Below are 20235 nucleotides of genomic sequence, written 5' to 3' on the forward strand. Positions count from 1 at the left end.
CAGTAATTTTCCACATCATGCATTTTAACGCAATTTTTAGTTAATTTCCCTACGTCAATCTAAAATCTCAAGATGGAACAACCCTCAACCTATCAATCGTCACCAAGAAAGAAATTCATTTTTATCGCTTTGTTTGCCTTATCTATCGCGGCAATTGTTTTTATCTACTTTAATAAAAAGAAAAAAACGAGCGATTATAACCAGGAATACGCGAAGTACATCGAAGCTTATACCTCAGGAACGATCTCAAAAAAGAGCTTCATTCGTGTTCATTTGGCCAATGCGGCAACTGGCATGCACGATTTGGGAAAGGCCGATGAAAGAAAGTTATTCGACTTTTCGCCCGGTATTTCGGGGAAAACGTACTGGATTGATCCACAAACCATCGAGTTTCGTCCTGATGAAAACCTGAAGCCGGGCAAGGAATATGAAGCTACGTTCAAGTTATCGGAAGTTGCGCCGACTGAGAAAGGGTTGGAAGATTTCGACTTTGAATTTAAGGTAATTACACCGGGTGTAATGCTTACCCAAAATGGCCTGGTATCACAAAACAACACTTCTTTAGATTACATGAAGCTTACGGGCGAACTTAGCACCGCCGATGTTGAGGAAACCGCGAAGATTGAAAAAACCATCGAACTCGATTTTGAGCAGAAATTGAACATCAAATGGCAACACAATCCTGCCAATAACACTTCAAAATTTACCATCGATAGCATCAAAAAAACTGCGGCAGACCAAACCCTTAAAATCAACTGGGATGGCGACGCAATCAATGCCGAGCAAAAAGGTTCGGAAGAAATCCGGATTCCCGCCTTGAACAAGTTTGAAATTCTGGATATGAAAGCCATTCAGGGCGAAGAAGATTACGCTCTAGTTCAGTTTTCGGAGCCCGTTAGCGTAAGTCAGGATTTGGCCGGACTCATTGCGCTTGGTAATTTGAGCGATCTCAGGTTTACGATTGATGCCAGCCAGGTAAAGGTGTATGCGGCCGAGGAGTTGAAAGGCAATTATACGCTGACAGTAAACAGCGGCGTAGAAAATATTAACGGCAAAAGGCTATCGGGTGGAAAAACCGCCCAATTGGTATTCGAAGATAAACTCCCGGCTGTAACCATTGCCGGTGCCGGAACCATTTTACCTAATTCAGAAAAGCTGGTGTTGCCTTTTGAGGCGGTAAATTTGAAAGCAGTTGATGTAACCGTAATAAAAATCTACGAAAACAACATCCCTCAATTTTTCCAGTCCAATGGCTACAAAGACGGGAACGAACTCCGCCGTGTTGCCAAACCCATTTTACAAAAAACAGTGCGTTTAGATGAAGATAAATCGTTAAATCTTCATAAAAAGAACCGCTTTACACTCGATTTGGATAAGCTGATCAAGACTGAACCAGGCGCCATGTATCGGGTTACCATTGCTTTTAGGCAAGAATACAATGCGTACAACTGCAAAGCTGGCGATGAAGAAACGGACAACGCGGAATACGATGACTACGACGGCTATGGCGAAAAAATTGATGAAGACGATGATTTTTGGCAGCGTTATAATAATTATTACCCCAGAAATTACCGTTGGAACGACCGCGATAACCCCTGCACACCATCATTTTACACCAATGAGCGCTGGGCAAGTCGCAATTTACTTGCATCAAATATTGGTTTGGTAGCCAAGCGTGGCAACGACAACAGCATGCTCATTGTAGCGACAGATTTACTTACTGCGAAGCCGCTGAGCGGAGTTGATTTGGAGCTAATGGATTACCAAAAGCAAATTATCTTTACCTCGAAAACAGATGGTGATGGCTTTGCTAAGTTTGATTTAAAACGCCAGCCATTCTTGCTAATTGCCAAAAAAGGCACCGAACGCGGTTACCTGAAGCTTGATGATGGAAACTCACTGCCATTGAGTCGGTTCGATGTTGGAGGCGATGTGGTACAAAGCGGTTTAAAAGGATTTATATATGGCGAACGGGGCGTTTGGCGACCTGGCGACAGCTTGTTCATTTCGTTTGTGCTTGAAGATAAGCTAAAGAAGTTGCCTGCGAATTATCCGGTAACCATGGAAATTTACAACCCAAAAGGACAGCTCTATAAACGCCTGATAAACGGCAAACCGCTGAATGGATTTTATGCATTTAAAACCGCAACAGAAAGTACCGCCCCCACCGGAAATTGGTTAGCCAAAGTAAAAGCCGGCGGCGCCACGTTTAGCAAGACATTAAAGATTGAGACCGTAATGCCAAATCGTCTAAAAATCGATTTCAACGTTGGCAACAGGTCGTATTTAACCACGGGAACATCGGCCGCTACGCTTAGGGCAAGCTGGCTATTTGGAGCCCCGGCACAAAACTTAAAGGCCAAGGTGGATGTAAACCTGAACACTACCGAAACAAAATTTAAGGGCTTTGATGGCTTTAGCTTCGATAACCCCACAGTGGTTTTCGAATCGCAGGTAAAAACAATTTTCGAAGGCACTTTAAATGCTACCGGATCTGCCCAGATTAATACTAATTTAAATGAAAACAACACCGCCCCCGGCGTTTTGCTTGCAAATTTTACCACAAAAGTGTTCGAACCGGGAGGCAATTTCAGTATTGACAATTTTAGCATCCCCTATCATGTTTATAAAAGCTATTTAGGCATTCGGCCACCGGCTGGCGATCGCCTGAGCGGCATGTTGGTAACAGGAAAAGACCATAAGATTGAAATTGTAAACGTTAACACCGATGGGAAATTAATTGGTGGCAGCAAAGCCGTTGAGATAGAACTTTATAAAACGCAGTGGCGCTGGTGGTGGGAACAGGATAACCAATATACCTACGCCAATTTTACGCAGAACCAATACAATAAACTGGTCGAAAAACATCAGATCATGCTTTCAAACGGCAAAGGGAGCTGGAATTTACGCGTCGACGAACCTGAATGGGGCCGCTATTTAATCCTCGTTCGTGATTTGAACGGCGGCCATGTTACGGGGAAATCTGTTTATGTAGACTGGCCGGGATGGGCCCAACGTGAGCAGGGCGCTAACCCTACCGAGGCATCGATGCTCTCGTTTACTGCCAACAAAGAAAAGTTTACCGTTGGCGAAGAGATTACGCTAACCGTCCCCACCGGTAAAAACGGCCGGGCGTTAATTTCCATTGAAAACGGAAGTCGTGTTTTAAAAACTTTTTGGATTGATACCAAGGCCGGGCAAACGCAATATAAATTTAAGGCCGAGAAAGAGATGGCACCGAACGTTTTTGCAAACATTACGCTATTGCAGCCGCATGCACAAACAGTTAACGATTTGCCGATCAGAATGTATGGCGCCATTCCCCTTTCGGTTGAAGACCCTCAAACTATTTTGAAGCCAACCATTAAAATGTTGGACAAGATTAAGCCAGAAACCGAAAACACCATTACCGTAGGCGAACAGAACAACAAAGCAATGACTTACACTATTGCGCTTGTGGACGAAGGTTTGTTAGATCTTACCCGCTTTAAAACACCCGATCCGCACAGTGCTTTTTATGCCCGCGAAGGGCTGGGCGTTAAAACATGGGATTTATTCGACTATGTTTTGGGCGCCTGGGGAGGTAACTTAGAGCGCATTTTGAGTATCGGTGGAGACGGAAACATTAACAGGAACCTCAACCCGGCGAAGGCCAACCGATTTAAGGCGGTGGTACAATATCTCGGTCCGTTTAGTTTGGGCAAGGGCGAACACAAAACCCATAAATTTAAGCTGCCGCAATACATCGGTGCTGTTAGAGCGATGGTTGTTGCAGGACAGGACGCGGCCTACGGCTTTGCCGAAAAATCTGTTCAGGTTAAAAAACCACTGATGGTGCTAGCCACGCTGCCACGGGTTATTGGCCCTGGTGAGCGCTTTACACTGCCCGTTACGGTTTTCGCGACGGAAAACAACCTGAAAAATGTTGCTGTTCAATTACAGGCCAGCAACTTAATCGTTCAGGGCACTAACAAACAGCAGCTTTACTATAAACAAAAGGGCGAACAAGTTGCCTATTTCGAGGTGCAGGCGCCAAATACCGTGGGCATTGCCAAAGTGAAGGTAATTGCACAAAGTGGCGCTGAGAAAACGGTTTACGATGTTGAAATGGATATCAGAAACCCTAATCCTTACGTTACAAATGTTGTGTCGGCAACCATTCAGCCGCACACCAAATGGGCTGTAAAGTATCAGGGCATCGGTATGGCAGGCACTAACTCGGGGTCGCTCGAGGTGTCGTCCATTCCGCCGATAAACTTAACGAAACGACTCAATTATCTGATACAATATCCTCATGGCTGCATCGAACAAATTACCTCGGGCGTTTTCCCACAACTCTATTTAGACCGCTTGAGCCCGCTGAGTGAACAGCAAAAGGCAAAAACTGAGGCGAATATCAGGGCAGGAATTAAAAGGTTAAAAGGGTTCCAAAGCACCGATGGTGGATTATCTTACTGGCCCGGTCAGGGCAGCGCCGATGAGTGGGGAAGCAATTACGCCGGACATTTTTTGGTTGAGGCGCAAAATGCGGGTTACACCTTACCTGTCGGTTTGCTCGATGAACTGTTACGTTACCAAAAAACCAAAGCGGCCAACTGGGTACCAAACAGCAATAATTTTTACGGAGGCGATTTATCGCAAGCTTACCGGTTATATGTTCTGGCGCTGGCCAAAAAACCGGAAATGGCAGCAATGAACCGCCTCAAAGCCTTTGAATACCTTTCTGTGGCTTCTAAATGGCGATTAGCGGCCGCCTATAAATTAGCTGGCCAAAGTAGTGTAGCTCAAAATATGATTGCTGGCCTGCCCACTGCTATAGAACCTTACAAACAATTGGGCGGCACGTATGGCTCGGATGTTAGAGATCAGGCCATGATTTTGGAAACGCTGACCCTGCTTGGTCAAAAGGCGAAGGCCGCAGGTTTATTACAGCCACTTGCCGCCAAATTGGGCGAAAATAACTGGTACAGCACACAAACTACCGCATACAGTTTACTGGCCATTGCTAAGTTCTGTGGAAGCACACAGTCTGCCAGCAAGTTGCAATACCAATATGTGCTTGATGAGAAATCGGCTGTAATAAACTCAAACCAGTACTTAAACAGCACTGCCATTAACTTTAAAGGAAATACCGCATCGGTTACCAACAACGGCAACAATGTACTGTTTGCACGCCTTGTTTTGGAAGGACAACCAGTTGCTGGTCAGAACGACTTTTTGCCGAACAGACCAGAGGTTTTGGATATGGATATTACTTATAAACGTTTAAATGGCAAACCGTTGGATCCAACAATCTTAAGGCAGGGAACTGATTTTTATGCCGAAGTAACGATTAAAAACCCGGGTAAAATGGGTTACTATGAACAGATGGCGTTAACACAGATTTTCCCCTCGGGATGGGAAATCATCAATACACGCCTTAACGACAATCAGAGCATTCTGGCCTCGTCACCGTACACCTATCAGGATATCAGGGACGATAGGGTGTTTACTTATTTTAACATTCGAGAAGGTGAAAGCTTAGTTTACAAGGTGTTATTGAACGCGTCGTATCTCGGCAAATTTTATTTGTCGGCAGTTCAATGCGAAGCCATGTACAATAAGGATATATCTGCCACACAAAATGGCAAGTGGGTTCAGGTAGTGAAGTAGGTTTTAGCTGAAACTGGTCGTAGCGTCTGAAAACTGGTCGTAGTGTCTCGCTACGACTAGTAACTGGATATTCGTCATTGCGAGTCCGGACTGGTGCGAGGCGAAGCAATCTGATTCTACGAAAAAAGATTGCTTCCTGCCTCGCAATGACGACGTTCATCAAAACCCGAGATTGTAAATCTCGACCAATAGCATAACGACAATCCCCAACAAATCGCATTTCAATAATCTTTTATAACTTTATCGCTCAAATCTGCGGACACATTGAAAATCATTAATATTCTTTTCTGCATCCTGTTTATCATTTCTGCAGCTTTGCAGTACAACGATCCTGATCCGTATGTTTGGGTGCCTATTTACCTGTATGGTGCATGGCTTTGCTTTGAGTATAGCAGACAGAAATATTATCCCAAGCTCTATCTATTGGGGATTTCTGTTTACCTCATTTATGCTGCATTTTTATTTTTTGATAAAACGGGCGTAATTAACTGGTATGAAGATCATCAGGCCGAAAACATTGCAATGAGCATGAAAGCATCGAAGCCTTGGATTGAAGAAACCCGTGAGTTTGGCGGCCTGCTCATCCTTATTGTTGTTTTGGCTGTCGATTATTTCGCGTCCAAACCGGACACGAAGGCAAAGTGAGTTACCGTCAAGATGACTCTTCAATTCAGCAACTAAACATCAAACACTTCTGCAAAAAGGCGATTGGAATGCAGTTTTGCCTGATGATCGTAAATGTGCGAGGTACTCATTACTTCATTTACGCCATGTTTGGCCACAAAACTTTTAAGGTTTGCTGCTATCGTTTCTTTACTTCCTATAAAAGAATAAAAAAGCATTTGCTCAACCGCATCTCTTTCGAGGTTATCCCATTGTGCATCAAAATTATCGACAGCGGGTTTCAGCATCTCTCTCCTACCCGTAATTACGCCGAGGAACATTCTTTTTACCGAACTAGATAACCGTTCGGCGGCGGCATCGGTATCAGCAGCAACCACATTTACACAAGCCATTACATAAGGCTCGCTTAAAAACTTCGAAGGTTTAAAGTTATTGCGGTAAATGGCAATAGCCTGCTCAAAATAAGTTGGTGCAAAATGGCTTGCAAAAGCATAAGGTAACCCCTTTTCTGCAGCTAACCTTGCACTATCGGTACTCGATCCTAAAACCCAGATCGGGATATCCAACCCCTCACCCGGAATTGCCCTTACGCTCGATTTGGCATTATCAGCAGAAAAATATTGATGAAGTCTGTCGATATCTCTCGGAAAATTGTGTACAGCCTGAAAGTTTTCTCCTCTTATGGCTATGGCCGTAACCTGATCGGTACCCGGGGCTCTGCCGAGTCCTAAATCGATCCGGTTGGGATAGAGTGATGCCAACGTGCCGAACTGCTCTGCAACAATAAGTGGCGAATGATTGGGCAACATAATGCCACCCGACCCTACGCGGATTGTTGAGGTACCGCCCGCAATAAAACCAATTAAAACAGACGTTGCAGAACTGGCTACCCCCGCCATATTGTGATGTTCTGCAAACCAATAACGCTTGTAACCTAATCGTTCTGATTGTTGTGCAATCTCCAAACTGGCTTTAAAAGTATCGGCGGCAGTGTGACCATCCAAAACGGTGGCCAGGTCTAAAACTGAGTAAGGTATATTTTTTAATATCGAAGTATCCATAAATGCGTAGCTATTCTATCCCACAAAAATATCTAATGGAAAAGCAATTACCGCCTCGATTTTTACAAATGACCTTTGAGCAACATTGAAATATTGCTATGACAAATCTAGTTCGTTCTATTGAAGAAATTGCTAAAAAATAGCATTTGGTAAGCAACAGCATTTTGCCAGTAATCCCAGGTGTGACCGCCCGGTCTCACCGTAAAATCGTGAGGGATATTTCTATCAAGCAATTTATTATGAAGATCGACATTTACCTTGTAAAAGAAGTCGCTGTAGCCACAATCGAAAATAATGGCCAGTTTATTCGGCGTTAGCAAATGCGTTAAATTGATCACTGTATTGGCCTCCCAATTCTGGGGATGTTCACTGTACTTTCCCAGTCTTTTGGCAAGATCCCAGTTTTCGGGAAACGGCCGAATGTCGACACCACCACTCATGCTACCACAAGCGCCAAAAACATCCTGATGCCTAAACGCAAGATACAGGCCACCGTGTCCGCCCATGCTTAACCCCGTAATTGCCCGACCGGCACGATCCTTTATTGTGGAGTAATGCCCATCGATGTATTCAACCAGCTCAGAAGCTACATAAGTTTCATACTTGTAAGTCGGATCCACCGGACTATCAAAATACCAGCTTGTTACGCCACCATCCGGACAAACAACCACCATATTGTATCGATCGGCAAGCCGTTTAACAGTTTCTTTATCAGGCGTTTTATTAATCCATTCGCCATATTTTCCGCCGGCACCGTGAAGCAGATACAGCACCGGAAACCGTTTGTCGTTACTATAACTTTCTGGTTTGATAACAACCGCCTTAATGTTTTTTTTCATCGCTTTGCTATGCGTGAGCACGGTATCGACAGTGGCCGCAGATGCAACGTTAGAAAAAATTGTTAAGACAAGTAAAAAGGCTTTTAAAAATAGGTTTCTTTTCATTTTAAACTTAGGATGTTTGTGCCATTAAATATAGAAAAACTTCAATTATCATGCTAATTTTCTGTGTAAACGCTGTTGAGCAAAATGCTGAACATATAGGGGTTTTCGTCCTATAAAGTCATCCGATGAGTGCTTGTTAGTTATCGCATGGTTGCAACGACCTATTAAAAAGAAGTCAAGCTTTTAAAGCTTGACTTCTTTAAGTAAAATTTTTTAAGCGCAATACGCCTGCTTTCTGCTGTGCAGGCCGCTGTTCTTAAACCCCTGTCTGCCCATTCCAAGCTAACTTAAGCTCTTTGGTTGTCATTATAAGAAAGATTTGGTATAAATTTAATATGAATGACCTTTATTTTTGCCGTCTTTCCCGCACAGGCGGGAATCGTAATGCAAATGGATGAGCCTTTGTATTAAGGTCCCCAGCCAAGCTGAGGATGACGACAGTTCATAGTTGGCGCCACCATTGACGTTATGGTATTTGGGTTTAAAGCAGCATCTTATTGTCCCTCTTTGGAGATCTTTTCGACCTTATTAGAAGGGTTGAACCGAAAAACGTGGGAACGACGACAGGTTGTGATTGGTTTGAGGGTAAAAGTCATCCGATGAATACCTGCAAAGCGCCTAATTATTCATCGGATGAATGCAACAATCTATTAAAAAGAAGTCAAGCTTTAAAAGCTTGACTTCTTTAAGTAAATTTATAAACAGTTGTTTTTAGAGCGCAATACGCCTTTTTATCGGCTAATACCCGCCATTATTTCCCGCGGCCCGGTTTTGGGAACACCTGGTTGGTATTGGCCCAATCTTTCCAAAGCGCTTTAAGTTCCGCAACTTTTTGTGGATTTTGCTTTGCAACATCGTTCACTTCTGTCTTATCTTTCGAGAGGTCGAACAGGTGCCAGGTGGTATCGTTACTGAGTGAAACCAGTTTCCAATTTCCAGACCTTGCATATCGGGCACCAAAATGTTCGTTAAAAAGCACTTCGTGGCCTGCATTGTCTTTACCTTCGAACGATGGAACAAGGCTGATTCCCGGTGTTGGCTTAATCGTTTTGCCTTTATAAGTTGCAGGGTACTTTGCCCCCGCCAAGTCGATAAAGGTTTTCATAAAGTCCATCACATGGCCGCGTTGGTTGCTGAAACCGCCTTTTTGAGCTTTTATACCTTTTGGCCAAAAAGCAACCATCGGCGTGTGAATTCCTCCCTCAAACGATTCGGCTTTGGCGTACTGATATGGCGTGTTAGCCACGTTTGCCCAAACCTTACCGATAGAACTATAGGTGGTTTGCGGACCCGGCATAGCTTGTTTTTTGGTGGCATAAATAATTGGTGAGCCAGTTCGCGTTTCGCTTGGGCGATCGAAGCCCGCACCATAGGCCGCCGCATTTTCGGGGCTTGCGCCATTGTCTGAAAGGAACACAATAATCGTATTGTCCAGCTTCCCTGTTTTACGCAAGGCATCGATAATTCTTCCAATTCCCTGATCCATTCTATCGATCATGGCGGCGTGAACAGCCATTGCCTCTGCATCCCAAACTTTATCGGGATTGTTTTCCCAGCTGGTGGCACGAGGCAAAGGTTTAGACAATTTGGTGGTGTTGGTATCGATCAGGCCAAGTTTAGCCATTTTTTTATACCGTGCTTCGCGAATTACGTCCCAACCGCCTTTGTAGGTGTCTTTATATTTTGCGATATCTTCCGGCTTAGCCTGCAACGGCCAGTGCGGCGCATTTTGAGCTACATAAAGGAAAAACGGCTTTTGCGACTTTTTCCATGAATTGATGTATGCAACGGCCGTATCGTTGATGGCATCAGTTTGATAATAATCTTTGGGAACATTTTTAATCGGCTTGGTTCCGCTCACCAAACTAAATGGATCGAAGAAATCGACCACGCCCCAAATGGTACCAAAAAACTGATCGAAACCTCTGCTGGTTGGATATTGGCTTATTGGCGAAAAATCGCCATAATCTTTTTGGTGATTTAACCAGGCCAGTTGTTCTTTCGGGTCGTTCTGTACAAATGTGTTTGAAACATGCCACTTGCCCGACATTGCGGTATTGTATCCTGCTGTTTTTAGAACTTCGGCAATGGTTACGCTATTATCTGCAAGGCGGCCTAAATAACCCGGCTCATTTTCCGCCTCGGTCATTTTGCCAATTCCGGCCTGCTGATTATACAATCCCGTTAATAACGAAGCCCGGGTTGGGCAACACCTCGAGGTGTTATAAAATTCTCTGTATCGCAGGCCATTATTTGCCAGAAAATCTATATTCGGTGTATTGATTTCTCCGCCGTAGCATCCGGCATCAGAAAAACCCATATCATCGGCCAGGATAACCACAATATTTGGCCTTTCTGCCTTGACTTCAGTTTTGGCTTTTTTCGGGTTCTTATCAAAAGCGCTCAGAAAAATCAAAGCCGATCCGGAAACAACCGCCAACGAAAGGAATAGTTTTTTTGATTTCATGTTTAGTGTATTTGTTAACGCAACTATTTCTTGCCATTCAGGGCTTTAATCGTTTTCACTTCATTTTCGCTAAACGGGGTTTTATCCTGTTTGTAAATGTCGTGAAACCACAATTCGGGTTCTTTGCCGCCTGGCATTGGTGTATCCCATGCATAAATAGTATTGGTTTTGCCCGATACAAAGCCCCAGTTAATGGCACCAACATTTTCAGCTTTTAACATCGGCATAATCGTTTGAAATAAGCTTCCGTTTCTTCGGGCCATATATTCGGTACAAACCAAAGGACGGTTGTAGGCTTTTAAATCGTTTATTTTACCAAGGTGACGATCTACATAACCGTAATGGTGGTAAGTGATCACATCAGAGTTTTCGAGCTGAACTTTATTCAGGTTAGCGAAGTTATCGTTGTAATTCCAAACGCCTGCGGTAATTGGCTGGCTCGGGTTAACGGCTTTCGCCCATACAAAAACCTGTTTCAACAAGTCGAGGCTTTTATCTACATAGCCGTTGTTTCCCGGTTCGTTGTATAAATCCCACATGGCAATGCGCTTATCATCTTTGTGTGTGGTGATAATATCTTTCACATAAGCCTCCAACATTTTCAAGCTGTCGGCATTGTTTCTGATGTCCGTACCCGGATCTCTTAACCAACCGCTGTTGTGCACACCTGTTTTTGGTTCTGGCTGCTTCCCAGCGGCGTATTTATCATTCCAGCAATCATCAAAAAAGACTAACATCGTTTTGATGTTGTGTTTAGCTGATATATCCAGATATTCGTTTAAGCGTTTTTTAAACCCCGCTTTGTCTGATGTCCAGGCCACATGGTGAAGAAAAACCCGCATGGTATTAAAGCCCAGCTCTTGCGCCCAACCCAGTTCTTTATCAATTTGTCTGGGATCGAAAGTATCGGCCTGAAACATTTCTAACTGGTTAATGGCCGATGCCGGCTGATAGTTACACCCCGTCATCCAGGGTTGCTTTTTGTACCAGGCATTCGCCTGTTCTGGTGTCCATCTGCTTTGCGCAAAAGAAGTGCTGATGCTAAAGCATGCAATAAAAATCAATAGGTTTCTCATAATTTATAATATTTGCTAATTTAACTAAAACGATTTAATATCCCGGGTTCTGTGTGCAAAGTTTGTTGGCATCAAGTTCCGACTGCGGAATTGGGAACAATACGCGGTGTTCTTTCGCATTGCTGATTCCACGGGCAATGGCATTACTGATCAATTTTCCCTGGCGAACCATGTCTTCGCGGCGTTTGCCTTCCGATACAAACTCCCATCCCCTTTCTCTTAAAATGGCATCGCGGAATAACTCTTTCGATGGAACATCGATTAAGATAAGATTTGCCAATCCTGCTCTGGTTCTTACCTGATTTATTAATCCCAAATTTTCGGTTGTTGGGCCGCTCAGTTCGTTCAGCGCCTCGGCACGGGTAAGCAACATATCTGCATAGCGCAAAACAGGCACATCCGTTCCGCTATTGTTACCAACCGTAGCATTATCCCAATATTTAAAACTCCGGGCATTATCGCCGGTTGCGAGGCTTACAGTTGCGTTGCTGGTATTTACATAGCTTGTTAAAATTAACGAAAGTCGCTTGTCTGTTGGCGCAAAAGTATTGGTAAACGCCGTTCTTAAGCGATACATGGTGGCAAAATTCGACATCGATGAAGTGTAAACGTAGTTGGGAAACTGCGGGCTGCTTTTATAAGCCGGCGGTAAAGCCCCGGCCTGAAACCAGTTGCCGAACGGATCTTCGGGGCGGCACTGCAAGGCCAGAATAATTTCCTTATTGCGTTCGTTTTCTACCCTGAATAATCCTTCGAAAGAAGGAAACAAGCTATAATAGTTAAAATCAATCACTGCTTTTGCAGCATCGGCTGCTTTTTGCCATTGCTTGCTATTGAGGTAAAATTTGGCCAAAATTGCATTGGCAACGCCTTTGTTGTACCTGCCAAACGCTGCTTCGGCACCCGGATTGGGTAAATCGGCAATGGCCGAAGTGATTTCAGATTCAATAAAATCCAACATTTGCTGGTTGGTTGCCCTTGCCAATGCCCCGGTTTGCGTTTCGGGAGTTCTGAGCGGAACAGGGCCAAAATTATTGTACAAAATGGCATACGCTTGTGCCCTGATTACCTTGGCCTCGGCGGTATATAGTTTCTTGTTTGCATCGGTTGTGTTTACGGCATCAATGTTCTGAATTACATTGTTTGCATCGCGAATTGCCCGATAGTTTGGTGCCCAAAGGTCGTCGAAAAAAGTAGCCGTGGTTGGGTCCCAGGTGTAATTGATCAGTGTGAGCAAGCCGCCGTTTTCTGCGCCGCCGGTATCGTAACCCACATCGGTACACATTTCTGCCCCGTTGATTACCCAACGCGAATTGGTTTGGGTTTGCGCCTGTGCATAGGCACTAAACAGTAGCGATTTAATACCTGCATCGGTACTTAAAACGTTATCGGGCGAAAACTCTGAGTTTGGCGACACTTCAAGCGATTTCTCGCATGAGCTGATAGAAAACACCATCCCGGAGATTAATATATAAGTGAATATCTTTTTCATGTTGATCGATTTTTAGGATTAAAGCTGAAGGTTGATTCCGAAAGTGTAAGTTCTGGAGAGCGGATAAGAATTGTAATCTACTTTTAGAATGTTATCTCCCAACGAGTTTGCCGCGGGATCAGACCCTGAATAATCAGTCCAGGTGTAGAGGTTCGATCCGTTTGCAAACACCGATAAGCTGCTTACAAATTTGTTTTTCGGCAGCGGAACCCTAACGCTCAATCTTACGGCCTGCAACCTTAAGTACGATGCATTTTCTACAGTGCGGGTGTTTACCTGACGTTGACCTTGTACATCATTTGGCAAGAAAGATGGATAATCGTTTGTGGCGTTGGTTGGCGTCCAGCGGTTTAAATAAGGTTCTGCCAACTTATTTCTGCGAAGATCGACCGGATAAAGCGCATCAACAAGGCTGCTGTTCAATAGTTTCGCACCATGCGATCCCTCGAAGAAAACATCAAGGCTAACCTTTTTATAACCCACGCTGGTGTTAAAACCGTAATAGAAATTGGGCATCGATTTACCAATAATTGTTCTGTCGTTGGCATCAATGATTTTGTTGCCGTCTAAATCGCGGTATTTTAAATCACCGGGACGAACACCGGTTTGCGCTGTAGAAAAATCATCGCCTGTTTGCCAAACGCCATCAACAATATAACCGAAGTAAGATCCTATCGACTCGCCCGGTCTTAAAATTCCGATTGAACCAATGGAGCCTACGCCGCCATAAATTACCTGATTGAGCTCGCCAAGGCTTAAGATTTGATTTTTAAGTGTGGTAATGTTGAAACCTGCATCGATGGTAAAATCGCTTTTGTTCAAGATCGATCCTTTTACCGAAAATTCAACTCCTGTGTTGCGCATACTGCCAACATTCTGCGTTTGCGAGCCAAAGCCCGTACTTGCCGCCTGTGGAATATCGTAAAGCAGATCGGAGGTTTTACGGTTATAGTATTCTATACTTCCGCTCAACCTCGAGTTGAAGAGCCCAAAATCGATACCCAAATCAATTTGGTTAGCCGATTCCCATTGTAAATCGGCATTAGCACTGCGGGTAGGATTTAATGAGCTATATCTCGTGCCACCAAAAATGGCGTTTCGCCCTGCCGAATAGGTACTGAAATAAATGTAATTGGCATTGGGCTGATTTCCGGTAGCACCGTAACTTGCCCGTAACTTCAACTCGCTGATGGTATTGTTGTCTTTTAAGAAATCCTCATCGCTAATTTTCCATGCCAGGGCGGCCGAAGGGAAATAACCAAATCTTTTATTCGGGCCAAATCTGGCCGAACCGTCAGCCCTTAACGAAGCAGTTAACAGGTACTTGCCTTTGTAGGCGTAATTTACACGACCTAAAAAAGAAACTAAAATGTTTTCCTGCCTGTTGTTGCTTACCCCGTTTAAGGTATTATCGCCTGTTCCCAATCCATCGTAAGTTAAATCTGGCAAGGCGAACGATCTCGAGTTTCCAATCAATACACTCGAAGTGTAACGCTCGTAAGTAGAACCAGCAACGGCAGCAATACTATGATCGCCAATGGTTTTATTAAAGTTCAATGTGGCCTCACCCAAATAATAAGCACGCTTACCATCACGCACATCGGCATAGCCGTTGTACGATGCACCTGTTAAAGTTGTTGGGTCGATCCAAAAGTAACGCTGGCTATCGTTTACATCTGCCCCTGCTCTCACTTTGGCCGATAAAGATGGAATAAAATAGTATTCAGCATAAATATTCCCGATGGTTCGGTAAGTATCGCTCATTCCGTATTGTCCGTTTATCACCGCCAGGGGGTTATCCATCGGATTCATTAAGGGCGAACGATTGTACCCGCCAGTAGCCGTATAAGGTGCAGCGGTGGGATCGTAGTTTTGAGCCATATACAGCGCACTTGCATTGTCGTTTAAACCCACGCCGGTTGCGTTGTAATCATCTCTGGTGTACGATGATTCGAGGCTGATGCCAACAGCATATTTCTGCGCCACCGCATGTTCAACGTTTACACGCCCGTTATACCGCTTGTTGCCAGAGTTGAGCATAATCCCATCCTGATCGTAAAGACCAGCGGAGATGTAAAATTTAGTATTGCCGCCGCCACCAGAAAAGGAAATATCGTGACTTTGCAGTGAAGCCCTCCTTAGTAATAACGACTGCCAATCGGTGTTGGCATTGTCGCCCGTAACGCGTGCGGTAGAAAGACTGCCCAAATCGATGATTCCGTTAATGGCCTGCGTATATTCGTCGCCCGTCATGAAGTTGAGCAAGCGAGTAGCCTTTTGCGTACCTACAGAACCGTTATAGTTTACTTTCAATTTACCCGCATCGCCCTTTTTTGTGGTGATGATTACTACGCCATTTGCACCGCGTGAGCCATATATTGCCGTTGCCGACGCATCTTTGAGGATCTCAATTGAAGCAATATCTGATGGATTTAAATTGTTCATCGCCGAGCGCAGGTTCGGGTTGTTCGTTGTTCCGCCCGGTGCCGATCCACCAACTGCCGCAGCGTCGTTAATGGGTAAACCATCTACAACATATAACGGGCTGTTGTTTCCGGTAATTGAGGTTACACCCCTAACCTGCACACTCATTGCGGCTCCGGGCTCACCACTTTTCTGATAAATTTGAACGCCGGATGAGCGTCCTACCAGGGCTTGCTGAACGTTTACGTTAGCCCCTTTGGTAATGTCGCCGGCTTTTAATGAAGTTACCGAGCCCGTAAGGTCGCTTTTACGCACCGTACCGTAACCCACCACCACAATATCATCCAGGTTTCCTGCTTCCGGTTCGAGCGTAACATTTACCGATGTTCTTTTATTTACTTCAATCTCTACATTTTTATAGCCCACAAAACTAATCTGTAAAACCGCAGTTGGCGCTGCTTCGAGCGTAAATGCCCCGGCGGCATTGGTACTTACCACAATGGGTTGGTTCTTCACTTTTACGGTAGCCCCAACAATGGTTTCGCCTTTTTCGTCTTTAACGGTACCGCTGATGCGCGAAGTTTGCGCAGTAACCTGGTTTGATAAACTGCCGATGAGGATAAGCAGCAAACTCAACATTTTTAGCAGCTGATTTTTGCTTTTTAGCGGACGGACAAAATCCATTGGCGAAAAACTAAACTTTCGGATTTTTATTTTTTCTTTCATTTTTAAGGATGGTTAATTGTTTGGTTAATAATAAATTGGCACAAACAGCCTGTTGCAGCACAGTGGATGCAACACGAAACATTGATTAATAAAAAATAACTTGGCTTAACTGGTCAGTAACCGATAATTAATTTCGGAGGGAAATAATTTGCAGGTGGCCATCGGCAGATCGAAAATGTTCATATAAATAAGGATTGATGCGCAAATATATAAAAACAATATAAAGTCTACCGATTTAATAGATTTTATTTCCGATGGGTCCATTCGTCTGAACTTCCCTCCCAGCTAAACCGATTTTACTTTAAATTAATTGGGTTTCTTTCTGATTGCCATTAAACCTACTTCATCGGGTTGGGGCCTGAAAGCAGGCCGCTTAAGTAAAGTTCTTTTCATAACTGTTTAATATTTGGTTGTAATTTGTTACTTCAAATAAAAACATTTCGACGGTGACAATCTGATCATTTATTAGCGGAAATGTCTCATTTTTCAGCCGGCCATATGCACAACTCTTCACAGGTGAGCATTGCACGGCTTTACAAGCAAACCGCGTTTGGAACTTTGGTAGCAATTTTTAACTTTGGTTACCTATTATGAGCCAATGCAAATGAGAATCTTCCTCTTATCCCTTTTCTTGTTCACGGCATCAGTGGCTTTAGGTCAACCGTACTATGTTAAACGTTATCAGGTTGACGAGGGCCTATCGCACAACACCGTTATTAGTCTTTTGCAGGATCGCAATGGCATGATCTGGATTGGAACGAAAGGTGGTTTGAACGCTTACAATGGTTACAGTTTTAAATCCTATGCCAACAAATCGAATAGCTTTGGCACGATAGGCAACAACTTTATCAATTCGCTATGTGAGGATAAAAAGGGTATGATCTGGATTGGAACGGGTCGCGGCCTTTTCCGCTTTAATCCGGTTACAGAGGTATTTTTTCAACTTCCGTTAAAGGGTTCGGAGGGTATCGAAAACATTCTTGTAGATGTAAACGACAATGTGTGGTTTTTAAAGAGCTTTATGCTTTACCGATACAACCAAAGGCTTAAAAAGCTCACCTATTTTAGTGCGGTAAAGGGAACCTGCATGCGGTTTAATAAAGCCGGCGAATTGTGGATAGGAAACGAAAAGGGACAGATGTTTAAATTTGATCCTCAAACAAATACCATCAACAAAGTAGTTCAGCTGTTAGATCGCAGTCTGCCCGACAACCAAAAGCTAATCAGTAAGTTACTGGTGCTGGATAATGAAATTCTGGTGGGTACCAGAAAGAAGGGCTTGTTAAGCTACGGCTGCGAAACGGGGCTGGTTAGGCCATTATTAACCAAAACCGACGACCATACGGATGTATATGTTCGTGATATTATTGCGGCAGAAAACAACAATTACTGGGTAGCTACGGAATCGGGCATTTATGTGTACAATTTGCTCAGCCATCGGTTCGTTAACCTAAAAAAAACGCCTGCAGATCGTTATGCACTTTCTGATAACGCAGTTTACTGCCTGTTAAAAGATAAGGAAAATGGATTTTGGGCGGGTACTTTCTTTGGCGGCCTCAACTATCTTTCGCCAGAAAACGTAAAGTTCAATAAATATATCAGCGTTAAAGGAGCCAATTCGATTTCGGGCAATGCCGTGCGGGAAATTTGCAGCTACGATAATAAAAATATATGGATCGGCACGGAAGATGCCGGATTAAATAAGCTGAACACCGAAACCGGAAAGTTTACTCAATACACTTCAACGGGAAACAAGAACAGCATTTCTTATCCGAATATTCATGGTCTGTTTGCCACGAAAAACAGGTTGTATATCGGCCCGTTTTTGCATGGGCTAAACGTAATGGATATCAAAACAGGCAAGATCCTCAAAAATTACTCGGTAATACGTGCGGCGGATGGGCCAACGAGCGATTTTGTGATGTGCATTTATCAAACTTCGGATAAGAGAATATTACTGGGAACGGTGAATGGCGGAATGTTCGAATACCAGGAAGACAAAGATCGTTTTGTTCGTGTGTCGTTTATGCCGAATAATTCTAACGTTTATGACATTATGGAAGATCATAGCGGAACGATTTGGGCGGGAAGCCTGCAAAACGGTGTATTTTATCATAATCCAAAAACGGGTGTTCGGGGCAACATTAAATTCAGCTCGGGCCGCGACTATGAATACCAGATTCAGGGCATTTTTGAAGATAGCAGGCATTGCCTGTGGCTGGCTACGGAAGGCGGTGGCTTAATAGCAATCGATTCTACACGTACCAAGGTTAAAAAGATGACTACAAAGAGCGGTCTGCCGAGCAATTATATCTTCAGAACGTTGGAAGACAACCTGGGCAATCTTTGGATCAGTTCGCTGAAAGGATTGATCTGCATGAACTTAAAAACAAAAAAGTTAAAGGTATTTACCCGGGCCAACGGCTTAATTACGGATCAGTTTAATTATAATTCGGCCTACAAAGACGTAGCCGGAAACTTATATTTTGGTACGGTACAGGGCTTAATTGTATTTAATCCGGCCGATGTTTTGGCACGAACGGGTGCACCTGATATTTTTTTAACGGGGCTGCAGTTAAATAACGATGAGATGTTGCCGAATACAAAGGGAACGGTATTGAAGCGTTCTATTTTGTACACGGATACGGTAACGCTCAATTACAATCAATCGAGTTTCAACATCGAGTTTGCCGCATTCAGTTACATCTCTCCGAGAACAATTACCTATCAATATCAAATGCAGGGAATAGGTACGAATGAATGGACGCGGGTAAAAAATAACCAAAGAGCCTATTTTACCGACCTTTCGCCGGGCACTTATACGTTTGTGCTAAAGGCGCACGACGGTGTGGGCGGCTGGGCCAGCAAAGAGCGAAAGCTAGTCGTTAAAATCCTTCCGCCATTTTGGAAGAGCTTGCCGGCCTACATCATCTACTTTCTGTTGATTGCAGTGGCATTTTACCTCTCGGCGAGCTACTATCGCAAAGTGCTCGAAGCAAGGAACCAGAGGAAACTTCAGCTTTTTCAGTTTGAAAAGGATAAAGAAATTTACCAGGCAAAAATTGAGTTTTTTACCAACATTGCGCACGAGATACAAACGCCACTAACGTTAATAAAGGGCCCGTTAGAGCGGATATTGAACCGCATTGATGAAGTACCCACAATAAAGCGGAGCATAAACATGATTGATAAGAACACCAATCGCCTGCTTTCTTTAACATCGCAGTTGTTGGATTTTCGAAAGACAGAAATTGACCAGTTTGGCCTGAGCTTCGTGAAACTGAACATTACGCAAGTGCTTAAACAAGAAATTAGTGTGTTTAAACCAGAGCTGGAAAAGCGAAAGATTAAGTTTGAACTTGATGTGCCAAAAACAGGGTTAATTGCCTTTGTAGATTACGAAGCCTTTACTAAAATTGTAAGTAATCTGTTGTCTAACGCCATCAAGTATGCGGCATCGGGCATCAGGGTTGAGCTGTTCCTAGTCGAAAATGAAGATAACAGGTTTGTAATCCGTTTCGTTAACGATGGCGATCCCATTCCGTTTGAGGTTAGAGATAAGATTTTTGAGCCTTTCTACAGGGTTCATAAGGATACCGATAAGCCTGGCACCGGCATCGGTCTGCCCATTGCCCGATCGCTGGCGGAACTGCACACCGGATCGTTAACACTGGCCCACAGCGACGAATTACTTATTGTATTTGAATTAACCTTGCCGATACATCATTCTATTGAGTTCAGCCTAAACAAATGGAAAAAACTATAACTT

At 43.9% G+C, this 20235-nt stretch carries 9 protein-coding genes; 3 read left to right on the forward strand and 6 right to left on the reverse strand.

From position 1 onward, the window contains the following. Positions 1–72: 72 nt before the first annotated feature. Both IZT61_RS03530 and IZT61_RS03535 read left to right on the forward strand, forming a co-directional pair. The gene (locus tag IZT61_RS03530) at positions 73–5652 is read left to right on the forward strand and encodes an alpha-2-macroglobulin family protein (protein WP_196099818.1); all 5580 of its coding nucleotides are present in this window, start codon (positions 73–75) and stop codon (positions 5650–5652) included. Between the two features lie 264 nt (positions 5653–5916). Next, the gene (locus IZT61_RS03535; protein WP_196099819.1) at positions 5917–6297 is read left to right on the forward strand and encodes a transmembrane 220 family protein; all 381 of its coding nucleotides are present in this window, start codon (positions 5917–5919) and stop codon (positions 6295–6297) included. A 32-nt stretch (positions 6298–6329) separates the two neighbouring features. Here IZT61_RS03535 and IZT61_RS03540 read toward each other — a convergent pair whose 3' ends face one another. From IZT61_RS03540 to IZT61_RS03565, 6 genes are all read right to left on the reverse strand, one after another. After that, complete coding sequence (locus IZT61_RS03540; RefSeq protein ID WP_196099820.1) at positions 6330–7337, reverse strand: LLM class flavin-dependent oxidoreductase; 1008 nt, start codon at positions 7335–7337, stop codon at positions 6330–6332. Between the two features lie 107 nt (positions 7338–7444). After that, positions 7445–8281, reverse strand: coding sequence for an alpha/beta hydrolase (locus IZT61_RS03545; RefSeq protein WP_196099821.1), 837 nt, complete (start codon positions 8279–8281; stop codon positions 7445–7447). Between the two features lie 751 nt (positions 8282–9032). Then, complete coding sequence (locus IZT61_RS03550) at positions 9033–10748, reverse strand: arylsulfatase (RefSeq protein WP_196099822.1); 1716 nt, start codon at positions 10746–10748, stop codon at positions 9033–9035. Between the two features lie 23 nt (positions 10749–10771). Next, positions 10772–11824: a glycoside hydrolase family 2 TIM barrel-domain containing protein gene (locus IZT61_RS03555; protein WP_196099823.1), complete on the reverse strand. Its 1053-nt coding sequence runs from the start codon at positions 11822–11824 to the stop codon at positions 10772–10774. Between the two features lie 34 nt (positions 11825–11858). Further along, positions 11859–13316 carry a RagB/SusD family nutrient uptake outer membrane protein gene (locus tag IZT61_RS03560; RefSeq protein WP_230383835.1) on the reverse strand — a complete coding sequence of 486 codons (1458 nt, stop codon included), beginning with the start codon at positions 13314–13316 and terminating at the stop codon, positions 11859–11861. Between the two features lie 18 nt (positions 13317–13334). Then, complete coding sequence (locus IZT61_RS03565) at positions 13335–16466, reverse strand: SusC/RagA family TonB-linked outer membrane protein (RefSeq protein WP_230383836.1); 3132 nt, start codon at positions 16464–16466, stop codon at positions 13335–13337. A gap of 604 nt (positions 16467–17070) precedes the next feature. Between IZT61_RS03565 and IZT61_RS03570 the strand changes: the two genes are divergently transcribed. Next, positions 17071–20232 carry a ligand-binding sensor domain-containing protein gene (locus IZT61_RS03570; protein WP_230383837.1) on the forward strand — a complete coding sequence of 1054 codons (3162 nt, stop codon included), beginning with the start codon at positions 17071–17073 and terminating at the stop codon, positions 20230–20232. The last annotated feature ends 3 nt before the right edge of the window (positions 20233–20235 follow it).

The sequence above is a fragment of the Pedobacter endophyticus genome (genome assembly GCF_015679185.1).
Classification (GTDB): domain Bacteria; phylum Bacteroidota; class Bacteroidia; order Sphingobacteriales; family Sphingobacteriaceae; genus Pedobacter; species Pedobacter endophyticus.